The organism is Streptomyces tailanensis (genome assembly GCF_008386495.1).
Taxonomy (GTDB): Bacteria; Actinomycetota; Actinomycetes; order Streptomycetales; family Streptomycetaceae; genus Streptomyces; species Streptomyces tailanensis.
In genome coordinates this window covers 1-21,030 of the sequence record NZ_VTHJ01000040.1, presented here as the reverse complement: position 1 = coordinate 21,030, position 21,030 = coordinate 1, and the positions used below count along the sequence as shown (strand labels likewise).

Annotated in this window: 17 protein-coding genes; 6 read left to right on the top strand and 11 right to left on the bottom strand. The window is 70.5% G+C overall.

Going from position 1 to position 21,030, the window contains the following annotated elements:
* Positions 1 to 77 precede the first annotated feature (77 nt).
* On the top strand, positions 78 to 758 hold the full coding sequence (locus tag F3T56_RS28455; RefSeq protein ID WP_149828238.1) for a TetR/AcrR family transcriptional regulator C-terminal domain-containing protein: 681 nt from the start codon (positions 78 to 80) through the stop codon (positions 756 to 758).
* Between the two features lie 87 nt (positions 759 to 845).
* On the opposite strand, the gene F3T56_RS28450 is transcribed toward F3T56_RS28455, so the two are convergent.
* Together F3T56_RS28450 and F3T56_RS28445 are read right to left on the bottom strand one after the other, a co-directional pair.
* Positions 846 to 1,712 (bottom strand): LuxR C-terminal-related transcriptional regulator, encoded by an 867-nt coding sequence (locus F3T56_RS28450; RefSeq protein ID WP_149828237.1) that lies wholly within the window; start codon positions 1,710 to 1,712, stop codon positions 846 to 848.
* A complete protein-coding gene (locus tag F3T56_RS28445) occupies positions 1,709 to 2,998 on the bottom strand; it encodes an ATP-binding protein (protein WP_149828236.1) in 1,290 nt (429 codons plus the stop codon). The genes F3T56_RS28450 and F3T56_RS28445 overlap by 4 nt, the downstream gene beginning before the upstream one ends.
* Before the next feature lie 166 nt (positions 2,999 to 3,164).
* Between F3T56_RS28445 and F3T56_RS28440 the strand changes: the two genes are divergently transcribed.
* Positions 3,165 to 4,787, top strand: coding sequence for a PspC domain-containing protein (locus F3T56_RS28440; RefSeq protein ID WP_149828235.1), 1,623 nt, complete (start codon positions 3,165 to 3,167; stop codon positions 4,785 to 4,787).
* A gap of 576 nt (positions 4,788 to 5,363) precedes the next feature.
* Here F3T56_RS28440 and F3T56_RS28430 read toward each other — a convergent pair.
* Together F3T56_RS28430 and F3T56_RS28425 are read right to left on the bottom strand one after the other, a co-directional pair.
* Complete coding sequence (locus F3T56_RS28430) at positions 5,364 to 5,900, bottom strand: DoxX family protein (RefSeq protein WP_149828233.1); 537 nt, start codon at positions 5,898 to 5,900, stop codon at positions 5,364 to 5,366.
* Between the two features lie 313 nt (positions 5,901 to 6,213).
* Complete coding sequence (locus F3T56_RS28425; protein WP_149828232.1) at positions 6,214 to 7,467, bottom strand: hypothetical protein; 1,254 nt, start codon at positions 7,465 to 7,467, stop codon at positions 6,214 to 6,216.
* A gap of 319 nt (positions 7,468 to 7,786) precedes the next feature.
* On the opposite strand from F3T56_RS28425, the gene F3T56_RS28415 reads away from it, so the two are divergent.
* Positions 7,787 to 8,674: a DUF4429 domain-containing protein gene (locus tag F3T56_RS28415; protein WP_149828230.1), complete on the top strand. Its 888-nt coding sequence runs from the start codon at positions 7,787 to 7,789 to the stop codon at positions 8,672 to 8,674.
* A gap of 37 nt (positions 8,675 to 8,711) precedes the next feature.
* On the opposite strand, the gene F3T56_RS28410 is transcribed toward F3T56_RS28415, so the two are convergent.
* A complete protein-coding gene (locus tag F3T56_RS28410) occupies positions 8,712 to 9,506 on the bottom strand; it encodes a class II aldolase/adducin family protein (protein ID WP_149828229.1) in 795 nt (264 codons plus the stop codon).
* Between the two features lie 210 nt (positions 9,507 to 9,716).
* Here F3T56_RS28410 and F3T56_RS28405 point away from each other — a divergent pair, with 210 nt between their 5' ends.
* Positions 9,717 to 10,199, top strand: coding sequence for a pyridoxamine 5'-phosphate oxidase family protein (locus F3T56_RS28405; protein ID WP_149828228.1), 483 nt, complete (start codon positions 9,717 to 9,719; stop codon positions 10,197 to 10,199).
* 17 nt (positions 10,200 to 10,216) lie between these two features.
* On the opposite strand, the gene guaA is transcribed toward F3T56_RS28405, so the two are convergent.
* Positions 10,217 to 11,797, bottom strand: coding sequence for a glutamine-hydrolyzing GMP synthase (gene guaA / locus F3T56_RS28400; protein ID WP_149828227.1), 1,581 nt, complete (start codon positions 11,795 to 11,797; stop codon positions 10,217 to 10,219).
* A gap of 288 nt (positions 11,798 to 12,085) precedes the next feature.
* Here guaA and F3T56_RS28395 point away from each other — a divergent pair, with 288 nt between their 5' ends.
* Complete coding sequence (locus F3T56_RS28395) at positions 12,086 to 12,388, top strand: chorismate mutase (RefSeq protein WP_149828226.1); 303 nt, start codon at positions 12,086 to 12,088, stop codon at positions 12,386 to 12,388.
* 425 nt (positions 12,389 to 12,813) lie between these two features.
* Here the strand turns inward: F3T56_RS28395 and F3T56_RS28390 are convergent, their stop codons facing one another.
* The 5 genes from F3T56_RS28390 to F3T56_RS28370 form a co-directional block, all read right to left on the bottom strand.
* Positions 12,814 to 13,542 (bottom strand): hypothetical protein, encoded by a 729-nt coding sequence (locus tag F3T56_RS28390; protein WP_246203955.1) that lies wholly within the window; start codon positions 13,540 to 13,542, stop codon positions 12,814 to 12,816.
* A gap of 283 nt (positions 13,543 to 13,825) precedes the next feature.
* Positions 13,826 to 15,616 (bottom strand): GMC family oxidoreductase N-terminal domain-containing protein, encoded by a 1,791-nt coding sequence (locus tag F3T56_RS28385; RefSeq protein ID WP_149828225.1) that lies wholly within the window; start codon positions 15,614 to 15,616, stop codon positions 13,826 to 13,828.
* A 36-nt stretch (positions 15,617 to 15,652) separates the two neighbouring features.
* Positions 15,653 to 17,287: a succinic semialdehyde dehydrogenase gene (locus F3T56_RS28380; RefSeq protein ID WP_149828224.1), complete on the bottom strand. Its 1,635-nt coding sequence runs from the start codon at positions 17,285 to 17,287 to the stop codon at positions 15,653 to 15,655.
* Between the two features lie 138 nt (positions 17,288 to 17,425).
* Positions 17,426 to 19,180: a serine/threonine-protein kinase gene (locus tag F3T56_RS28375; RefSeq protein WP_149828223.1), complete on the bottom strand. Its 1,755-nt coding sequence runs from the start codon at positions 19,178 to 19,180 to the stop codon at positions 17,426 to 17,428.
* A 71-nt stretch (positions 19,181 to 19,251) separates the two neighbouring features.
* Positions 19,252 to 20,643: a diacylglycerol/lipid kinase family protein gene (locus tag F3T56_RS28370; protein WP_149828222.1), complete on the bottom strand. Its 1,392-nt coding sequence runs from the start codon at positions 20,641 to 20,643 to the stop codon at positions 19,252 to 19,254.
* A gap of 155 nt (positions 20,644 to 20,798) precedes the next feature.
* Here F3T56_RS28370 and F3T56_RS28365 point away from each other — a divergent pair, with 155 nt between their 5' ends.
* A complete protein-coding gene (locus F3T56_RS28365; protein WP_149828221.1) occupies positions 20,799 to 20,993 on the top strand; it encodes a hypothetical protein in 195 nt (64 codons plus the stop codon).
* Positions 20,994 to 21,030 lie beyond the last annotated feature (37 nt).

Below are 21,030 nucleotides of genomic sequence, written 5' to 3'. Positions count from 1 at the left end.
GGGGGGTGACTTGAACTAAGTACAGGCAGGCACCTGCACTTTGTACAAGTCCCCTTCATGTGCCCTATCGTGACGCCATGCCACGCGACACGCTGACCCGGGAACAGATCATCCGGACCGCCATCGAACTGCTCGACGAGGAGGGTCTGGAGGGTCTGAACATGCGCAGCCTGGGCAAGCGGCTCGGCACCGCCGCCACAGCCGTCTACTGGCACGTCAAGAACAAGGACGACCTGGTCCTGCTCGTCGGCGACGCGGTGTGGGACGAGATCCCCCTGCCCGACCTCACCACGGTCGACTGGCACACCGCGGCCACCTCCCTGGCCACCGACCTGTACACGATGCTCACCCGCCACCCGTGGCTCGTCCAGGCCTTCGGCTCCTACCTCTTCTACGGCCCCGGCAAGTCCCGCTACGACGACCACAGCCTCGCCGTCTACGAAGCGGGCGGCTTCACCGGCCCCGAGGCGGACCGCGCTGCCGCCGCCGTCCTCACCTTCGTACTCGGCAGCGCGCTGGGCGCCTCCGCCACGGCCTCGCTCACCCGCCGTCTGAACCGCGACGGCGGCGACCCCGAAGAGCTGATGCGGGACACCATGGCCAAGGCAGCCGAGGTCGCCATGGCCTTCCCCCGTCTCCGCACCCGCCTGGACTCCCCCGCCGCCACCGAGTACAACGCCACCCCCGACCAGACCTTCGAACTCGGCCTCCGGGCCCTCCTCAACGGCTTGGCGGAGCAGCGAACGGCTGCGAACTGAGCGCCGCCCGGGGCCACCCCAGGTGCCAGCCGGGCGCCATCACACCAGGGGCGAGGCTGTCGCCCCCAGCTCACCCCCGTATGACGCTCACACCAGCCGTCGTGCCGTCGCCCACCTCGTCAACTCATGCCGGTTGGACAACTGCAACTTCCGCAGTACGGCGGAGACATGGGACTCCACCGTCTTCACGGAGATGAAGAGCTGCTTGGCGATCTCCTTGTACGCATAGCCACGGGCGATGAGACGCAGTACCTCACGCTCGCGCTGGGTGAGACGGTCGAGGTCTTCGTCCACGGGCGGGGCGTCGGTCGAGGCGAAGGCATCGAGGACGAAGCCGGCCAGTCGCGGGGAGAAGACCGCGTCGCCGTCCTGGACCCGGAAGATGGAGTCCACCAAGTCGGACCCGGTGATCGTCTTGGTGACATACCCCCGCGCACCGCCCCGGATCACTCCGATGACGTCCTCCGCCGCGTCCGACACGGACAGTGCGAGGAACCGAACGGGCTGCTCGGTGTCCGTCATCAACGCCGAGCAGCGGCGCAGCACTTCGACACCACCGCCACCGGGCAGATGGACATCGAGGAGCACCACCTCGGGCCGTGTGCTAGTGATCACCGAAACCGCCTGGTCGACATCGGGTGCCTCCCCGACGACCTCCACGCCCGTACGGTCCGTCTGCCCGATCTCGGCCTGCACTCCCGTACGGAACATACGGTGATCGTCAACCAGCACGACCCGAACATGCCGGCCGGGCCCGGAGCCCGCAGTCCCCGCCGACTCACCGGACGCAGCGGCCGTGTTGGGCTCGCCATCGGCGGATCCGGTCCCCGGCGCGGCTGCCGGCCGAGGTCCCTGCCCGGGTCCCGGAGCGGCCGGGCCTCCCTGACCCTCGGTCGGTTCCGTGCCCGAACCGCCCTGTGCAGCAAGGTCGTTCGCCCGGTTCGCGTCGCTCATGACGTCGTCTCCGCCCTCTCCATCTCCAACTCGACCTCCGTGCCGCCGTCCGGTACGGCGCGGAGCCGTGCCGTACCGCCGTTGCGCTCCATGCGGCCGATGATCGATTCTCTGACGCCCATGCGGTCGGCGGGTATCGAATCGAGGTCGAAGCCGGGGCCTCGGTCACGGACGGACACGAAGACCGTCCTGCCCTCGACTTCGGCGAAGACCTGTACGGCGCCGCCCTCGCCACCGTACTTGGCGGCGTTCACCATCGCCTCGCGCGCGGCCTGCATCTGCGCGGTCAGTCCCTCGTCGAGAGGGCAGTCGCCGACCACGACCACCTCTATCGGGACGCCGTGCTTGTCCTCGACCTCCGCCGCGTTGCGCCGCACGGCCTCGGCGAGGGTGTCGGGCTCGTCCTCCTCGTCCTTGCCGGTGCCCTCGGGTTTGTACAGCCAGGTGCGCAGGTCGCGCTCCTGGGCGCGGGCGAGGCGGCGGACCTCGTTCGGGTTGTCGGCGTTGCGCTGTATCAACGTCAGTGTGTGCAGCACCGAGTCGTGAACGTGGGCCGCGACCTCCGCGCGCTCCTGGGCCCGGATGCGCATCAGTCGCTCCTCGGACAGGTCCTGGGTCATACGGACGAGGTACGGGCCCGCCAGCAGCGTTATACCGACGAGGACCGCGAGTGCCGCCTGCAGCACCGAGCCGAGGTGGGCGGCGGAGCCCTGCAGTACGAAGATCCCGGAGGCACCCGCGGTGACCAGCAGGACTCCGCCCACCGAGCGGAGCAGAGTGATCGTGCGCCGACGGCGGCCGACCTCGGCCCAGCGGGCTCGCCGGGCGTTGTCCGCCTGTCGCCAGACCAGGGCCACGCCGGCCGCGACGAGCACCGTGGGCCAGAGATACGCTCTGGCGCCGTCGCCGAGGTTCACATTGCCGACGAAGACCATGGCCACGACGACCATGAGGAGAAGGGCGACGATCTGGCCCCGGTCCGGCTTGCGGGCCACCAGTCTGCGGCGGCCGTCGGGCAAAGTCTCGGCGGCGATGGCCGGGGGCCGCTGGCTGTCGACCCCGCCCACGCCGAGCGGCACGAAGAACCAGAACGCCGCGTACACCAGCGCGCCCAGGCCGTCCGCCATGAACAGGCCGGCGAAGACGAGCCGCACCCAGGTCACGGGCAGGCCGAGATGTCCGGCGAGCCCTCGCGCCACGCCTCCGAGCCAGCGACCGTCGCTGCTGCGGTAGAGCTTGCGCGGGGGCCGCGGAGTGTCGACTGGCAGTGCTGCGGCTTCCGGCATGCCATCGATGTTCACACGCACGGCGGATCGAGGCATCAGGGTCGACCCCCGAGACGCCCCTGATCTTCGGCCGGGCCATGATCGAACGCATCCCCGTGCCGATATCAGGGTTCGACCAGGGTCATCCCGACTGCCATCGGAACGGCTCGGCGGTCACGATGGACGCATGACGGATCACCAGCACGCGGCATCGGAGCCGGGCCCCAGCTCGGGTCCCGACCGGCGGCCGACCGACAAGCCGCAGGACGCCGTGCCCCCACCGGGCACGGCGAAGAGGCCGCGCGCGCACGAAGGCGCGGGCGCACACGCACACGCGAGCACGGGCACGGGCACGGGCACGGGCACGGGCACGGGCGGTGATAAGAGGGGCACCGGCGGTTCGGCCGGCGGGCCTGAGCGGGCCGACTCGTACGATTCCGCCGACGCGACGGGCCGAGGCAACGCCCGCGACACAGGCGATACGACGAACCAACCCGCCGCCGCCGACGCCTCGCCTCATGCCGCTCCCGGTGATCCGGCCGACACTCCCACTCCGCACAAGTTCCGCCGTGACCGGCGGTACAAGATGCTGGGCGGGGTCTGTGCCGGACTCGGGCGGCAGTGCGACATGGATCCGGTGATCTTCCGGATCGTGCTCGTGGTCCTCTCCGCGACCGGTGGCCTGGGCCTCATTTTCTACGGCTTCGCCTGGCTGCTCGTGCCGTACGACGACGAGGAGGAGAACGAGGTACGCAAGCTGCTGACAGCCCGGGTCGACGGCCATGCCCTGACGGCCGTGCTCTTCGCACTGGTCGGCTGCGGCGTGTTCCTCACCATGCTGGGCAACAACACAGCCCTGACCTTCTCCGTGGTCGTCTCCCTTCTCCTGGCCGGCGCGGGGTACTGGTCGCAGCAGCGCGGCGCCCCCGACCCGGACCCCCTCGCCGCACAGGCCGTCGCCGACGCCCCGCCGGAGGCCCAGGCGCCACCCGTGGCCGCCTCCTACCCCTCCTGGTGGCGCGACCCGATAGTCAAGGACGGCACGCATGTGGGCGGCACGGGCTATCTGTGGGGGCCGTGGGAGGCACGCGACCGGGACATCGCCGCGGCGGTCAACATCGCCCGGGGCATCCCCACCCACCAGGACATACGCACCGCACGCGGGCCGAAGCCGCGCGCGCCGCGCTGGATAGGCGGCTGGGTCTTCCTGCTCGCGCTGCTGGCCGGCGGCCTCGGCACGGGCGCGACATGGGAGGACCGCGCGCCGACCGCCAGCCTGCAGACCGGTCTGGCCTGCGCGCTCGTCGTGTTCGGCCTGGGCATAGCGGCGAGCGCGTTCCTGGGCCGTACGGGAGCAGGGTCGATCTTCCTGGCCGTGGTCACGGCGGGACTCCTGGCGTGCACGGCGGCGCTCCCGACGAACATCACCACGGACTGGGTCCGTACGGCGTGGACACCGCGGAACACGGCGAGTGTGGCCGACCAGTACGAGCTGGGCACGGGCGTGGGCACCCTGGACCTGACGAAGGTGAACGTGCCGAAGGGGCAGACGCTGGCCACGAGCGTGGAGGTGGGCGCGGGCAAGGTGAAGGTGGTGGTTCCGCCGGACGTCACCGTGCGGCTCGACATCGAAGTGGGCCTCGGTGACATTCAGTTGCCGGGTGACGACAAGGAGGACGTGGACGTGGCACCGGACAAGAGCGATCAGCTGACGCTGTCCCCGGCGAAGGGCTCGGACAACGGCGGCACGATCACCATCGACCTCGAGGTCGGTCTGGGGCAGGCGGAGGTGGCCCGTGCTGCGGCATGAGCTCAAGCCGGGCAAGCTCGTCGCCGGCTGCTTCCTCACCCTCGCCGGTGTCGTCTATCTCGGCGACGCGGGCGATGCCTGGGAGACACCGTGGTTCGCCGTGATACCGCTCGTCGTCGCCGGGTTGTGCCTCGCGGGCGCCATGGCTTTCCTGAACCACGCGATACGGGGCCACCGGGCGCCGGGGCGGCCGGGTGGGACCGGCCGGACCTATGGGCCCGGCGGGACCGATGGACCTGCAGGGCCGCCAGGACAAGCAGGCCCACTAGGACCGACAGGGCGTATGGACTCGGCAGAACAGGCGGGACGAATACCTGGGGATGCCCAGGCGCCGGGCTCGGGCGGGCGGGGCTGACCTGGCAGAACGCAACGGGTCGATGCGTGGCATGACGGAACCGTGGACCACTGAGGCCCGCTGTGGTCCTGGCGACGATCAGGTACAGGGCCCTCCCCACGACCAGAGCCCCAACCGCACGAGCCGGGTCGGACCGGGCCCTGGGCAGGACGGGCTCGGCCGGGGGCGGTCGGGCCAGGTCGGTCGGCCACGGCGAGGCACGGGCCGTAGGGCGGTGGGTCTCAGCGGTAGCCGGCCGCTCGGTGCCTGTTGCCGCGTCGGGAGCGGATGGCGGCGTCCACGGAGAGCACCGGGGCTCCGGCGAGGATCAGAGGGAGCCAGGCCATGAGGTAGGGGAGGTCGTTGCCGAAGTAGTACGGGCTCGCGGACCAGCTGACCGTCAGCCAGAAGCTGAGGGAGATGAGGGCACCGCCGACGGCGGCGAGGCGGGTGAGGAGACCGAGGAGGGTACCGATGCCGACGGCGAGTTCGCCGATGGCGATGGCGTAGCCGAAGCCGACCGGGTTCTCGAGGGCCATGTCGACCATGGCCGGGATGGCGGAGGCATCGCGCGCGGCGCTCATCATGTCGCCGATCGAGCCGGAGCCGGATTCGGCCATGAACGCGCTGTCGGTGAGTTTGTCCAGGCCGGCATAGATGAAGGTGATGCCGAGGAAGACGCGTAGGGGCAGCAGGGCGTAGCGGGTGGCTGTGTCCCGCCAGTCGCGGCCGCCGTCGAGATAGTGAGGGTAGGAGTCCGTGCGAATGTCGTGAGTCATCAGTCTGCGCCGCCTCTTGTCCGCCGTGCCGTTGACCCCTCAACAGACGATACGTTCGGAGGGGTGGGGGCGCTCAATGGTGCGACCGACTTTTTCCGGGTTGGGGTGGCTCGTCCCGGGCCCATCTCTTTCTCGCCCCCGCCGCCCTTACCCGCCCCATCCCAGGGGCTGCCGCCCCTTCGACCCCGCACCGACACGGGGCTCGGCCCCGGACCCCGCCAGGGGCGCTGCGCCCCCTGGACCCCCGCAACGTCTGCATGCCCTGCGGCACACCCCCAGGCCCCCAGTAGCCCTCAGTGGCCCTCAGTGGCCCTCAGTCCGCCGAGACCTCGATCGCGTAGCGGTTGGTTTCTACGCCGGCTGCGGTGATGACCTGAACCTCGGTTTGGCCGGGTTCGACGTCGGCGGGGACGGGGACGGTGAGGACGGTGTCGGTGGGGTTGTTGAAGCCGCCGGGCACGGGGACCAGGGGGACGTGGACGTGGACGGGGCCGATGCGGACGACCATGCGGGAGAGGCGGTCGGCGGTCTGAGCGCCCGGGGGGACGAAGCCGGCGCCGCGGATCTCGATGTCGTCGCCGTTGCGGATGGGGGCGTCGAGGTCGCCGGCCTCGCGGGCGCGGACGACGGAGAGGATGACGGGGCGGCCGCCCTCGGCGTACTTGCCGGCGACGTAAGTGGCGGCCGAGACGAGGACGAGGAGGGCCAGGCCCCAGGGGAGGTCGGGGAGTTGGTCGGGGCGGCGGGCCAGGCGTACCGCCGCGAAGGCAAGGGCGGCGGCGCCGATGACGACGTACTGGATGTCGGTGAAGCTGCCTCGGCCCGAGTCGTCGGTGAGGAGGTCGGCGGCGCGAGGGCGGTGGGCACGGACCTTTTGGAGGCGTTGGGCGAGGACGCGGAGGCCGACGACGCGGCGGACCAGTACCGCGATGCCGCAGACCACGGCGAGGACGGTCACGATGCCCGCACCTCGGGCGAGGTCGAGGCCGGAGATCAACGCATCTCGTTCACCGTGGTCGGAGGCAGCGGCCAGGCGGCCGACCAGGACGAGGATCGCGAAGACGACGAACAGCACCCAACCGGCGGCGACCGCACGGGAGGTGGAGAGACGGTTGTCCTCACCGATGACGGGGGCGAGGGCGCCGCCGCGCGCCCGGTGCAGATAGCCGGCGCCGGTCAGCGCCGCGGCCACCAGCAGGGCGGCGATGAGGCCGGCCGTGCGGGCGGTCGTCCAGCCCGCGCCGATCGCGGTGAGGGACTGGACGAGGAGCAGAGTCACGACGGCGGCCCAGACGACGACGGCCGTGCGCAGCCACAGTCGGCCGAGCCAGGTCTCGCCCTCGACCCGGCCGCGTTCGGCGACGAGGGCGGCGGACTGGGTGAGTTCATCGGAGACCCACTGCCGGGAGGCGGACGCCGAGTGCGCGACGGCCGCGGGCAGCCCCTGCCCGGACGCGTACTCCTCCCGCTTCAGCAGGAACTCGGCGACCGCGCGCCGATGTCCCGTGCGCGCCCCGTGCGGGCAGTCCCCGCACATGCACCCGCCGTGATGGGCGCTCGCGCCCATGCCCCCTCTCGCCTCCTGCACCGCCACGCCCGAGCCCGCCTTCCCGCGCCGCGGCCGCGGCCGCCTCTGCGTCCGCTTCCTCGGCAATCGCCGTCACGTCATCACCGCCGTCGACGTCATCGCCGACTGTCGCCGCCATCGCCGGGCGTCGTACATACGTCCGATCACTACCACAGCCGTGCGGCCGCACAACTGCCCCGCGATGACAGCGAATTGTGCCGTACGGAACACGGCCCGCGCCCGGCAGGGGCACCGAGGGCAAGGAGAGCGCGGGGTGAAGTAAGGGTCCTCGTGTTGACCCGGCTGCGAGAATCTCCCTATGGCCGAGATCATCCAGCGGGACGGGACCTGGGCCTTCGACGGCAGCACGGTCCGGATCACACCTGGCCTGCACCGTTCCGTGGCGCTGTTCCGGCAGACGTACGGGGAGATCGCGGTTCCGCTCGAAGCGGTGTCCGGGGTCGTGTACGAGCCCGAACGCAAGCGCGGACGGCTCCGCTTACGGCTCCGCGAGGGCAGCGATCCACTGCTCCGGGCCACCGGCGGGCGGCTGCCGGACGCGGCCGACCCGTACCGGCTGACGGTCGACCTCGACCGCTCGGGGGCCGCCGAATACGTGGCCGAGGAGATACGGCAGGCCATGCTCCTCGAACAGACCCCGAAGGAGCCCGCCACCACCTACCTCCTGCCCGGGCCACCCGTGCCGGTGTCCGTCCGGTCCAGCGACGGCACGGTCTCCTTCGACGGTACGCAGGTCAGGATCGACTGGAACGACACCTCCGACCGGGTCAAGCGCGCGACCGGCCCGCGGATCATCGACATCGGCGATCTCGTCCAGGTGGAATGGCTGCCCAACTCCGGTTACGAGGATGGGTTCCTGCGGTTCGTGACGCGCGAGACGGTGTTCTCCAAACTCCCGCCCGAGAAGGACCCGTTCGCCCTGGACCTGTGGGGCAGCAGCCGCCGCGACCTGCTCACGGCCCTGGTCGCCACGGCGGTCACGGCCCGGCTCCCCCATCCGTCCACGCATACGTCCGACCACGCGGCCCATCCCCGGTCCACCGAGACCGCCACCCCGCCCCAGCCCGCCGACCACCACGACATCCTCCTCAGCCGCCTGCGCGAGCTGGGCGAACTGCACCGCGACGGAGTACTGACGGACGAGGAGTTCGCGGTGACCAAGGCAGCGGTTCTACGAGACTTCTGAACCCTCGCGGAGCTTCTGGAATCTCGCGGGACTTCCTTCAGCTCAACAGATCCGGCTCGCTCCGGCTGATGTCCTGCCACAGCGGCTGATAGTTGATCCACGCCACCAGGTCACCGCCCGCCTGCTCCCGCGTCGCCGCGGCCAACCGGTGTTCGATGAGGAGCGGCCGCCCCGCCGCCTTCGCGGTCAGCTGGACCTGGGCGGAGCGTTCCATCGACAGGAACCACCACGCCGCCGCGTCGACCGAGTCGCCGACCGTCAGCAGCCCATGGTTGCGCAGCACAAGAGCCTTACGGCTGCCCAGCACCGCGGCGATCCGGCGCCCCTCGTCCGCGTCCACGGCGACACCCGTGTAGTGGTCGTAGAGCGCGTGGTCCTCGTAGAAGGCGCAGGACTCCTGGGTGATCGGCTCGATCAGGTCGCCGAGGGCGGCGAGGGCGCGGCCGTGCACGGAGTGGCAGTGCGCGACGGCGACGACGTCGGGGCGGGCGGCGTGCACCTGGGCGTGCACGGTGAAGGCCGCCTGGTTCACGTGGTAGTTGCCCTCGATCACCTGCCCGTCCTGGTTGGCGAGGACGAGGTCACTCACCGTGACGTGCTTGAACGGCATCCCGAACGGGTTGACCCAGAAGCAGTCGCTGAACTCGGGGTCGCGCGCAGTGATGTGTCCCGAGACCCCGTCCTCGAATCCCAGTCGCCCGAAGATCCTCAATGCCCCGGCCAGCCGTTCTTTGCGGTGTCGCCGCTCGGCGGCCGCCGACTCGTGCATCGGCGGCATGGCGAACCGCAGCTGGTCGGTGGGTAGCGGCAGGGGCGGTGTGGGCCCGTGCATGTGTCCTCCAGACTGACTTCCTTTACGAAGCGGAAGTTACCGTCGGTCGCCCACGCAGAACAGGTCCGTCCCGTGAAGAGGGTACGCAACCGTTACGCAAGTCACAGAAACGCGCCAGCGGTACGGCGCTCAGGTCACGCTCGGGGCGTTCCGTCAGTCGCTCGGAGTAGCCGGACAGAGGTTGTCGGGTATCCGCGCGAGACTCGGCGTATGCCACCGACACCGAACAACTGGGCGGCCTTCGTCGCCGCCGAACCCGGTCTCGCCGCCACCGTCGAGGCCCGCTTCGGCGCGTTCACGCATCACATCCTCGCCACGCTCCGCATGGACGGCTCCCCGCGTACGACCGGGCTGGAGGTCAAGTTCCACAACGGCGAGCTCTGGCTGGGGATGATGCCGGACTCGCTCAAGGCGCTCGACCTGCGCCGCGACCCGCGGTTCGCGTTGCAGGCCAATCCGGGCCCCGGTACGGAGATGGGCGGGGGTGACGTGCGGATCAGCGGGCGGGCGATCGAGGTCGACGATCCCGCGGTCAAGGCCGCGTACGGCGAAGAGGTGGAACCGCCGGAGCCGTTCCACCTCTTCCGCACCGAGCTGACGGAGGTCGTACGGACCTACGTCGAGGACGACAAGTATCTGGTCGTCCAGGTCTGGAAGCCCGGAGAGCCGGTGCGCACTCTCAAACGGACCTGAGCCCGTTCAAAAACGGCTCACTCCCACTCGATGGTGCCCGGCGGCTTCGACGTCACGTCGAGGACGACCCGGTTGACGTCGGCGACCTCGTTGGTGATCCGGGTCGAGATCTTCGCCAGGACGTCGTACGGCAGCCGCGACCAGTCGGCGGTCATGGCGTCCTCGGAGGAGACGGGGCGGAGCACGATCGGGTGGCCGTAGGTGCGGCCGTCGCCCTGGACGCCGACGCTGCGGACGTCCGCGAGCAGGACGACCGGGCACTGCCAGATGTCACGGTCGAGGCCGGCCGCCGTCAGCTCCTCGCGGGCGATGGCGTCGGCCTCACGGAGCAGGTCGAGGCGGTCCTTGGTGACCTCGCCGACGATACGGATGCCGAGACCGGGGCCCGGGAAGGGCTGGCGCTGGACGATCTCGTCCGGGAGCCCGAGCTCCTGGCCGACCATCCGCACCTCGTCCTTGAAGAGTTTGCGGAGCGGCTCGATGAGCTTGAACTCCAGGTCCTCGGGGAGGCCGCCCACATTGTGGTGGGACTTGATGTTGGCCGTACCGGTGCCGCCGCCGGACTCGACCACGTCCGGGTAGAGGGTGCCCTGGACGAGGAACTCCACCGCCGGGCCCTCGTCCGCGATGATCTCCGCCTGCGCCTGCTCGAAGACCCGGATGAACTCGCGGCCGATGATCTTCCGCTTCTCCTCGGGGTCGGACACCCCGGCGAGCGCCTTGAGGAACCGCTCCTCCGCGTCGACGACCTTCAGCTGTACGCCGGTGGCCGCGACGAAGTCCTTCTCGACCTGCTCGGTCTCGTTCTTGCGCATCAGGCCGTGGTCGACGTACACGCAGGTCAGCTGGGAGCCGATGGCCTTCTGGACGAGGGCCGCGGCGACCGCGGAGTCCACGCCGCCGGAGAGGCCGCAGATCGCGCGCCTGTCGCCGACCAGCTCGCGGATGGCCGCGACCTGCTCCTCGATCACATTGCCGGTGGTCCAGTTCGGGGTGATGCCCGCGCCCCGGTAGAGGAAGTGCTCCAGGACCTGCTGGCCGTGCGTGGAGTGCATGACCTCCGGGTGGTACTGGACGCCGTACAGCTTCTTCTCGTCGTTCTCGAAGGCGGCGACCGGTACGACGTCGGTGGAGGCCGTGACGGTGAAGCCCTCGGGGGCGGCGGAGCAGGCGTCGCCGTGGGACATCCACACCGACTGCTCGTCCGGGGTGCCCTCGAAGAGGGTGGAGCCGGACTTGCTGACGTGGAGGGGCGTACGGCCGTACTCGCGTGCGCCGGTGTTGTCGACGGTGCCGCCGAGGGTGGTGGCCATCAGCTGGAAGCCGTAGCACATGCCGAAGATCGGGACGCCGGACTCGAAGAGTGCGCGGTCGAGGCGGGGGGCGCCCTCGGCGTAGACCGAGGAGGGGCCGCCGGAGAGGATGATCGCCGCCGGGTTCTTGGCGAGCATCTCCGCGACCGGCATGGTGCTCGGCACGATCTCGCTGTAGACCCGGGCCTCGCGGACGCGACGGGCGATGAGCTGGGCGTACTGCGCGCCGAAGTCGACGACCAGGACGGTGTCGGGGACGGCGGCAGCGGGAGTCGCTGATGACACGGGGTGCCTTCCGGCGGTCGGGCGGGGGGTCTTGTGTGGCCGATTCTACCGGGGTGCCCTCTTGTGGTGCTGGCCCACTGAGGGCTCCGCCCTCATGCCCAGCCATGGCATACTGACCCCCATGCTCACGCACTCGACCTTCCTCTTTACCTATGGCAACCGGCCCACCGGCTGCCATGGTCGTGCTGCTTGAGCTACTGACAAGCGACTTCCCAGGCGCCCCGGGCCGACAAGGTCCGGGGCGCCTGGCGTTTTCGGACTTGTCGAGCCGGGGCGCCGTCCGAACCGATGAGGAGCCCCGACATGACCGTCACCGCCAGCGACAGGACCGGCGCGCACACCGCGGAGGCCGCCGATGTGATCAGCGGTGCCCGTGAACGGATCGACGCGATCGACGACCGCATCATCGGGCTGATGCAGGAGCGGATGGCGGTGTCGGCCGTGATCCAGGAGGCACGGATCGAGTCGGGCGGCCGCCGGGTGAACCTCTCCCGCGAGATGGAGGTCCTCGCCCACTACAGGGACGCCCTGGGCAAGCCCGGCACCGCGCTGGCCATGACCCTGCTGGAACTGTGCCGGGGGCGCATCTGACCAGCGCACGTACGTACGCCTGCCACCTCACCCATACGGCGCGTGACCGCCGTACGACACGCTTCGTTGATAGCGGTGTCCGTGCCAGCCAGGTCCGGGCCCGAAGAACCACGCGTGGCTCCGCTGGAGCGATGAGGCGTACGGATCGTGCCGTGCGCCGTGGGACCTCGCTCCAGGGATGTGACCGGACGGCAGGGGACAGCAGCCCGGTCACTCAAGAGAACGGTCGGCTCCGGGGACGCCCGGGGCCGGCCAACCCAGATCCACCCCCGAGCCAGCGGCGCAACCCCCCGGCGCCGCTTCGAGGCACCGGCGCCGCCCTGACGTCGGTGCTGACGCAGGAGGGCCCCGCGACTTCCGTCCCGCGGGGCCCTTCGTCACGCCAAGTCGGAAGTGGCCTCAGCCGGTTACCGGTGGCCGGTGGCTCAGCCGGCCGCCTTCTCCAGCTTCGCGACCTGCGCCTCCAGCACCTCCGCCGGGACCTGCGCCTTGTCCGCGTCGAGCATGTTCATCGAGTAGAAGCCGATGAGCGTCGAGCCGCTGCGGACCACCGTGAAGGACATCGGGATCTTGGTGCCCTCGATGTCGCCCTTCATCTTGTACGAGACGGCCTCGTCGCCCTGCTCGGGGGCGGTGAGGGCCTCGATGTCGGAGTACTTGTTGCCGACCTGCTCGTACTTGGTGCAGTTCTCGGTCGCCGTGCGCAGGTCGCCCATCACCTTCTCGGCGTCGCTCTGCTCGTGCGCGGCGAGGGCGAGGGAGATGACGCTGCCGGAGAGCTCGTCCTTCGGGGTGACGGTGCGGCCGACGCGGGCCTTCGCCTTCGGGTCCGACGTGAAGAAGAACATGTTCGCGATGGCCTGGCAGGCGGCCGGCTCCGCGGGCACGGTATCGGCGGGCATCTCGTCCGCGGGCATGTCGGCGATCTTGTAGCCCTTGACCTCGCCGTCCACGAGGGCGGCCTTCTTCAGCTGGGCCTCGGTCAGCGCGGCCTGCCCGGCCGTGTCCTTCGCCTTCTCGGAGGCCGAGGCGGACGCCGACGGCTTCTTCTCCGTGTCCTCGGCCTCGTCGCCGCCCCCACCGCACGCCGCGGTGAGCCCCAGCGTGGCCGCCATCGAAACGGCAACCGCTGCTCGCGACATCTTCGACTTCACGTTCCCCACCCTCACAAACTTCGCATCACGCATCACAAGTAACCCCTGTGCGTTCCACAAGGGGTTCGTAGGCCACAGACAGTCATGTCCTAGCCAGGGGTCATCTCATCATGGACGCGACATCATGCGCCTCACGTATTCACGTGTGACTCAGAACACATCAGAAAAGTGTGATTGCGAGGGCAACCCTCGCCTCCACTCGCCGGTCACACATCGCACACGGGGGAAGAACCCGCGCTCGGAGGGGGGTGCGGGTCCTTCCCTCCTATAACCCCCTATGGCTTCACTTCTTCGGCGGCACCGTGGGCACCGGCATCAGCGGCAGCCGCAGCGCGCCGAAGGCCTCCGCCGGGACCGCCGGGTTCACGGGCTCCACCGGGCGGAGGCGTTCGTACGCCGTTCCGGGGGCCGGGCGATGATCGGGCTCACCTTTGTTGGGCCAGTACGACATCGCGCGCTCGGCCTGGGCGGTGATCGTCAGGGACGGGTTCACGCCCAGGTTCGCGGAGACCGCGGCGCCGTCGACGATGGAGATGCCGGGGTGGCCGTAGAGGCGGTGGTACGGGTCGATGACGCCGTCGTCGGCGGTGGCGCCGATGGGGCAGCCACCGAGGAAGTGCGCGGTGAGCGGGGTGCCCATGAGTTCGCCGACGTTGCTGCCGGCGAAACCGTTGATCTCGGCGGCGAGTGTGGACGCGGCCGTCGAAGCGGCCTCGATCTGCTTGGGGTTGGGGGCGCCGTGACCCTGCCGTGCCGTCAACAGGCCCTTGCCCGGCCCCTTCTGCTTCAGCTGGGTGGTGAGGGAGTTGTCCAGGGACTGCATCACCAGGCCGATGATGGTCCGCTCCGACCAGCGGCGGTTGGAGAGGGAACGGGCCACCAGCCAGGGGTGTTTGGTGGCGTGGGCCAGCCAGCCGAGGACGCGTGACGTGCCGGACGCGGTGCCGCCCGCGTACGGGACCTGGAGGATCGACAGGCCGCCCATCGCGTTCGAGCCCTTGCCGTAGCGGACCGGTTCGATGTGGGTGTTGGCGTCGGGGTGGATGGAGGAGGTGATCGCCACGCCGCGGGTGAAGTCGACCTCGGGCGCGCCGTGGGCCTTGCGGTAGCGGCGGTTGTCGGTCTGGGCGCCGACCAGGGCCTCGGAGTTGGTGCGGGTCAGCATGCCCAGACGGTCCGAGATGTACGGCAGTTGGCCGTTCGCCTTCATACGGTGCAGCAGGGTCTGGGTGCCGTAGGTACCGGCCGCGAGGACGACCCGGCGGGCCTTCAGCACACGGGACTCACCCTTACGGCGCTCGTCGGTCGGGAGGATCGTGACGGCGTAGCCGCCCTGCGAGTCCTCGGTGAGCGCGACGACCGTCGTCATCGGGTGGACGACGGCGCCCGCCTTCTCGGCGAGGTAGAGGTAGTTCTCGTTGAGGGTGTTCTTCGCGCCGCGGCGGCAGCCGGTCATGCACTCGCCGCACTCGGTGCAGGCGTTGCGGGCGGGGCCCGCACCGCCGAAGTACGGGTCCGCGACCTGATCGCCGGGCGCGGCCTTCGCCTGTCCGTCCGCGTCCTCGCCGTCGCCGAAGAAGACGCCGACCGGGGCGAGGTGGAAGCTGTCACCGACGCCCATCCGCTCCGCGGCGGCCTTGAGGTGCACGTCCGACGGGGTCATCGTCGGGTTGAGCCGTACACCGAGCATGCGGCGGGCCTGGTCGTAGTACGGCTTCAGCTCCTCCTGCCAGTCGGTGATGTCCTTCCACTGCGGGTCCTCGAAGAACGGTTTCGGCGGTACGTAGAGGGTGTTGGCGTAGTTGAGGGAGCCGCCGCCTACGCCGGCCCCGGCCAGCACCATGACGTTGCCCAGCAGGTGGATGCGCTGGATGCCGTACATACCGAGGGCCGGGGCCCAGAGGTAGTTCTTCAGGTCCCAGGAGTTCTTGGGGAGGGACTCCCGGGTGAAGCGACGGCCCGCTTCCAGGACGCCGACCCGGTAGCCCTTCTCGGTCAGGCGCAGGGCGGTCACGCTACCGCCGAAGCCGGAGCCGACGACGATGACGTCGTAGTCGTAAGCGTCCTGGGGCACGTGTGCTCCTCGTTGAGTGTCCGTGCGGACAATGCCCTACCTGAGCCGGAGTGCCTTCATCGCCCTCAGGCTGCGGCTCATGAACTGGGCGTACCTCTCGTCGTCCATCCCGAGCGACGGGGCCATCGGCAGCAGTCGCTGCTGGGCGACCGTCTGGGCCTCTGTGTACTTGAGGATGCCCTCCGAGCCGTGGCGGCGGCCCAGGCCGGAGTCCTTCATGCCGCCCATGGGGGACTGGACGCTGCCGTAGGCGGAGGCGTAGCCCTCGTTGACGTTGACCGTGCCGGCGCGGAGGCGGGCGGCGACGGCGCGGCCCCGGCGGCCGTCCTTGGTCCAGACGGAGGCGTTGAGGCCGTACGCGGTGGCGTTGGCCTCCTCGACGGCGGCGTCCTCGTCCTTGAAGCGGTAGATGGAGACGACCGGGCCGAAGGTCTCCTCCGTGCAGACGGACATGGGTTCCGAGACGCCGTCGAGGATCGTGGGCTCGTAGAAGTAGGGGCCGATGTCGGGGCGGGCCACGCCGCCGGCCACCACCTTCGCGCCCTTCGCCACGGCCTCGTCGACGTGCCTCGTGACGGTCTCCAGCTGGCGGTCGCCGACGAGGGAGCCCATCTCGGCGCCGTACGCGAGGGACGTGCCGAGGCGCATGGCCTTGGTGCGGGCGGCGAAGCGCTCCAGGAAGGCGTCGGCGATGGACTCGTGGACGTACAACCGCTCGATGGAGATGCAGAGTTGGCCGGCGGAGGAGAAGCAGGCGCGGACGGCTCCCGCGGCCGCCTTCTCTATGTCGGCGTCCTGAAGGACCAGCATGGCGTTCTTGCCGCCGAGTTCGAGGGAGACGCCGACGAGGCGGGCGGCAGCACCCTGGGCGACCTCGCGGCCGGTGCGGGTGGAGCCGGTGAAGGAGACGTAGTCGGCGTGCTTGACGACCTCGGGGCCGACGACGGGGCCCTCGCCGATGACGACCTGGAAGACCTCGGCGGGCAGACCGGCCTCGATGAGCAGGTCACGGGCCCAGAGCGCGGTGAGGCAGGTCTCCGTGTCGGGCTTCATCACCACCGCGTTGCCCGCGACGAAGGCGGGGATGGCGTCGCCGACGGAGAGTTCGAGGGGGTAGTTCCAGGGGGCGATCTGGCCGATCACACCGCGCGGGTGGCGGAGTTCGGTGACCTTGGTGAGGGTCGGCATGGCGCCCGCGTGCCGCTTCGGCTTCAGATAGAAGGGGGCCTTGCGGCCGTAGTGGCGGGCGGCGACCGCGACGGCCTGGACCTCCTCGTGGGCGTGCAGACGGGCCTTGCCGGTCTCCAGCTGGATCAGGTCGAGGACCTCAGCCTGGCGTTCGAGCACCAGGTCGTGGAAGCGGAGGAGTACGGCGGCGCGTTCGCGCACGGGCACCTGGGCCCAGACGGCCTGGGCGGCGCGGGCCCGCTCGTAGGCCTTCACCACGTCCTCGGGAGTGGACTCGGGCAGGTCGGCGAGCTTCTCGCCGGTGAACGGCGTGTGGTTGGCGGTCCGGCCGGAGCCGACCACGCCCTTGGTGAGCTGGGCGACCAGTTCGGGGGTGACCACGTCGGCGGCGGTACGGGCGCCGGCGGGGGCGGGCGCGAGAGGGTTCGTACCGGTCGTCGTCCGTGCCATGCCGGTCTTTTCGGGGGCCTGCGAGTCCGTCATGACGCGCAGGGTATTCCGGAGCGGACGACTTTGGGTACCCGGCGGTAACAGGCTTTCACCGGGCGCACACACCACGCCAGTGATCAGTGGCACGAATGCACTGATCAGCTCGTTGTGCGCCGGTGATCGCGGGATTGGTCACATCCCGAGGATCTTCAGTCGCTCCCGGGCGCCCTTGAACACCGCCGTGCCCTTCTTCTCGTCCGCCGTCCCCTTCGGCATGTCCACGCGCAGCTCGTACATCCGGCTGTCGTCGGTGCGGATGATCAGCTCCATGACGCGGGTGGGCATGCCGTCCAGGTAGTGGGTGGTGTCGGCGAGTACGGCCTCCTGGTCCTGGAAGCTGGTGCGCGTGTACTGGGCACTGGCCTTCCCGTCGCCCTCCAGGATGTCGGTGGAGTCCTTGGCCTGGGCCATGGGGGACGCCGGCGCCTTGTCCCACTGGGTGAGCCGCACCTGGATGACGTCCTCGCCCTCATAGGTGACCGTACGGGGCTGGTCGTTCTTCCCGCCCTGCGCGCGGAGCCGTTCGTAGGGGCTCGGGAGGGAGAGGACGGCGTTCATGGCCTTCTCGTCGTGGGCGACCCAGTCGGCAGCGGTCGTCAGGCTGGGAGCGGGGTCGGTGTTGGGCACGGCCCAGGCCTCCATCGTCTGGAGCTCGGGCTCAGGGGTCTCCCCGGCACCGTCGCGGCCGAGCGTCATCCCGGCCCAGGCTCCCCCGCCGGACAGCAGGCATCCGGCGACGGCTGCGGCGACGAGCAGCCGACGGGAGACATGCCGACCCGGCCTCCGCTCGGGCCCAGGTCGTACGACGGTCTCAGGCGAGTCCTCCGGTTCACCGTCCCCATCGTTCTCCCGGAGGCCGTCGCCCGTGTCCTCTCGCCCCTGCTCCCCCGATCCCGAGGCCGCCCGGGAGGGCTCGCCTCCGAGGCGTAACGTGCCTACGTCCTCGCCCAGTTGCCGGAGATCGGACGGGCTCTGAGTCTCCGGGACCCGCCCCTCCGCCACGTCCGCCAGAACCCTGGCGGCCTCTTCGGCGTCGGGGCGCTCCGCCGGGTCCTTGGCCAACAGGCGTACGACGAGGGGGCCGAGGGGGCCCGCGCGCTCGGGCGTCGGGGGCTCGGTGGAGAGGATCGCGGCGAGGGTGGACTCCAGTGTCGTACGGCGAAAGGGGGACCAGCCCTCGACGGCGGCGTACAGGAGGACGCCGAGCGACCACAGGTCGGAGGGCGGACCGGCGGCGCCGGGCCCGGACATGCGCTCGGGGGCGACGAACTCCAACGATCCGACGAACTCGCCCGTCACGGTGAGCGATTCCTCGCCCTGGACATGGGCGATGCCGAAGTCGGTGAGGACGACCTGGCCGTGCGGTCCGAGAAGGACGTTGGCGGGCTTGACGTCGCGGTGCACGATGCCGACGGAGTGCGCGGCGCGCAGGGCGCCGACGACGGCGAGGCCGATCCGGGCGGACTCGGCGGGAGGAAGGGCACCGCGCTTGAGCACCTCGTGGAGGGACTCGCCGCGGACGAGCTCCATGACGATCCACGGGTAGCCGTCCTCGACCACGACATCGTGGATGGTGACGGCCGACGGGTGATCGACACGGGCGGCGGCGCGGGCCTCGCGGTAGAGCCTGTTGGCGGCCCGCTGACGCATCTCGTCCTCGGGGCCGTCCGGGTCGTCGGCGTCACCGGGTAACTTCGGCTGCTTGACGGCGACTTCCCGGTCCACGAGTTCGTCGACGGCGCGCCATACGGTGCCCATACCGCCGGAGCCGATGCGTTCGGCGAGGCGGTAACGGCCGCCGATCAGCCGACCGTCGCGCGGGAGCCCGGCATGTGGGGCTCCGCCGTCCCGGAGTCCACCGTACGGATGTTCACCGTCGTCGTTCATGCCACATCAGTACCGTGCGGGAGCGGAAGTTGTCGACGTATCGCCGGGACGCGACAGTGCCTCGACACGTTCTAGCGCCGCCGGTTCCACAGGTCCTGCAGCCACCCGTACCGTTCGCGGTGCTTGGGCAGGGCCGTGCGGCCGACCGCGGCGGCGAGCTTGCGCAACCGGCGCCAGTCGAGGGGCGGTTTGGGCTCGGGGACGCCGGGGCGGTCGCGTGGCACCCGTACGCGCAGCGCCTTCTGCGATACCCGGCAGTGGACGGGGGTGGGCAGGACGAGGGCCTCGCCGTCGATGCCGACCTCGATCTCCGGCCGGTCGGCCTCGACGACGATCTCGTCGGCGATCAGAAGGCTGAGCCCGGAGGCGTTCGGGCCGAGGACCAGTCCGGCGGCCTCGGCGGCGCTGTCGACCCGGATGCCGACGACGCCGAGCACTCCGGCGTCCAGGCGTTCGCGGCGGCCGAGGCCGACCAGGTCGTCGCTGCGGTAGACGTTGTTGCTGACGAGCACGGCCTGGGGCGCGTCGATGACGGCGTCCCCGATGCGGGCGGTGAGCCTCGGACCCCGCTGGTGCGTGAGCAGTTCGGGCAGCAGTTCCAGGGTGGTGCGGACCTTGTCGTCGCGGTACGCCGGGCTCTGTACGACGGCGGCGTACGCGCCGAAGGAGGCGTTGTTGACGAAGGGATGACCGCTCGCGTACCCGAGGTCGACGTGGAGCTCGACGCCCTTGTCGGTGAGGGCGTCGAGGCAGGCGGCCGGGTTGTCGCGGTCCAGCCCGAGGTCCATGGCGAAGTGGTTGCGGGTGCCGGCGGAGATGACGAGGAGGGGGACGTCGTACGCCGCCGCGACGGCGGCCACCTGGGCCTGGGTGCCGTCGCCACCCGCCACTCCGAGCAGGTCGGCGCCGGCGCGGACGGCGTCCCGGGCCAGTACGGCGACGTCCTCGGGGTGGGAGGGGTCGAGCAGATGGACGGTGGCGCCGAGCCGCTCGGCCTTCTCCTTCAGCCGGAACCGACCGACCTTTCCGCCGCCGGACTTCGGGTTCATGATGAGGAACGGCCGGGTGGGCGGGGGCGTGCGGTGCTCCCGTACGTGGACCTGGTGGGACTTGGTGCTGCTGAGGGCGAACTTGCCCGACCAGACGGCGACGCCCCACAGCGCCGCGGTCACGACCACGACCCACAGCAGGTTGACGGCGGCGAACCACCAGATGACGACGACCGGCGCGGCCACGGCCAGCGCGCCCGCCGCGATCCGGGCGGCGCCCCGGCGTGTCAGCACCCACCAGAGGGAGGCCGCCGTGAGGCCGACGCCCACGATGACTCCCGCGACGAGGAAGAGACTCGCCTCGCGCGCGAAGCCGAGCGGCAGCAGTACGGCGAACACCGCGCAGGCCAGTGCGGCCCGGGCCGCCCAGCGTTGTCTGGCGTGCGCCCGTACGTCGAAATGTTCGATGCCCACGCGCGCTGGCCCTTCCCGCTCCCGCCGATCATGCACTTGACACGGCATGTTAGGGCCAGGGGGGCCGGGAAAGCGATGGTCGCCGGGGAGTCGCGACTTGGTGGACCCGGGTTCGTGACCGGCCGCGAGAAGACGGATGAGTCCCGGCAGTCACAATGGTCACGCCAAGCGGCGCCCTGGTCACGGGCTGCAGCAGTTCGTCGGAGTCGGGCTCGGACTCCGGCGCGAGCAGCCCCGGCGCCAAGGAGACGACGGCGGCGGCGAAGGCGCTCGGCGAGGCCGAGTTGGAGAAGCTGATCACCACCGCGGCCGACGTCAAGGGGTTGCCAGCTGCTCACCAAGGAGCGTGAACGAGGACGGTTTGACTCGATCGTGTGATCGTCGGCT

Coding starts and splice junctions, on each gene's coding strand:
- F3T56_RS28365 (WP_149828221.1), top strand. CDS start 20,799: ATGGTCACGCCAAGCGGCGCCCTGGTCACGGGCTGCAGCAGTTCGTCG.
- F3T56_RS28380 (WP_149828224.1), bottom strand. CDS start 17,287: ATGACGGACTCGCAGGCCCCCGAAAAGACCGGCATGGCACGGACGACG.
- F3T56_RS28430 (WP_149828233.1), bottom strand. CDS start 5,900: ATGACTCACGACATTCGCACGGACTCCTACCCTCACTATCTCGACGGC.
- F3T56_RS28440 (WP_149828235.1), top strand. CDS start 3,165: ATGACGGATCACCAGCACGCGGCATCGGAGCCGGGCCCCAGCTCGGGT.
- F3T56_RS28425 (WP_149828232.1), bottom strand. CDS start 7,467: ATGGGCGCGAGCGCCCATCACGGCGGGTGCATGTGCGGGGACTGCCCG.
- F3T56_RS28410 (WP_149828229.1), bottom strand. CDS start 9,506: ATGCACGGGCCCACACCGCCCCTGCCGCTACCCACCGACCAGCTGCGG.
- F3T56_RS28455 (WP_149828238.1), top strand. CDS start 78: ATGCCACGCGACACGCTGACCCGGGAACAGATCATCCGGACCGCCATC.
- F3T56_RS28395 (WP_149828226.1), top strand. CDS start 12,086: ATGAGGAGCCCCGACATGACCGTCACCGCCAGCGACAGGACCGGCGCG.
- F3T56_RS28415 (WP_149828230.1), top strand. CDS start 7,787: ATGGCCGAGATCATCCAGCGGGACGGGACCTGGGCCTTCGACGGCAGC.
- F3T56_RS28375 (WP_149828223.1), bottom strand. CDS start 19,180: ATGAACGACGACGGTGAACATCCGTACGGTGGACTCCGGGACGGCGGA.
- F3T56_RS28450 (WP_149828237.1), bottom strand. CDS start 1,712: ATGAGCGACGCGAACCGGGCGAACGACCTTGCTGCACAGGGCGGTTCG.
- F3T56_RS28405 (WP_149828228.1), top strand. CDS start 9,717: ATGCCACCGACACCGAACAACTGGGCGGCCTTCGTCGCCGCCGAACCC.
- F3T56_RS28445 (WP_149828236.1), bottom strand. CDS start 2,998: ATGCCGGAAGCCGCAGCACTGCCAGTCGACACTCCGCGGCCCCCGCGC.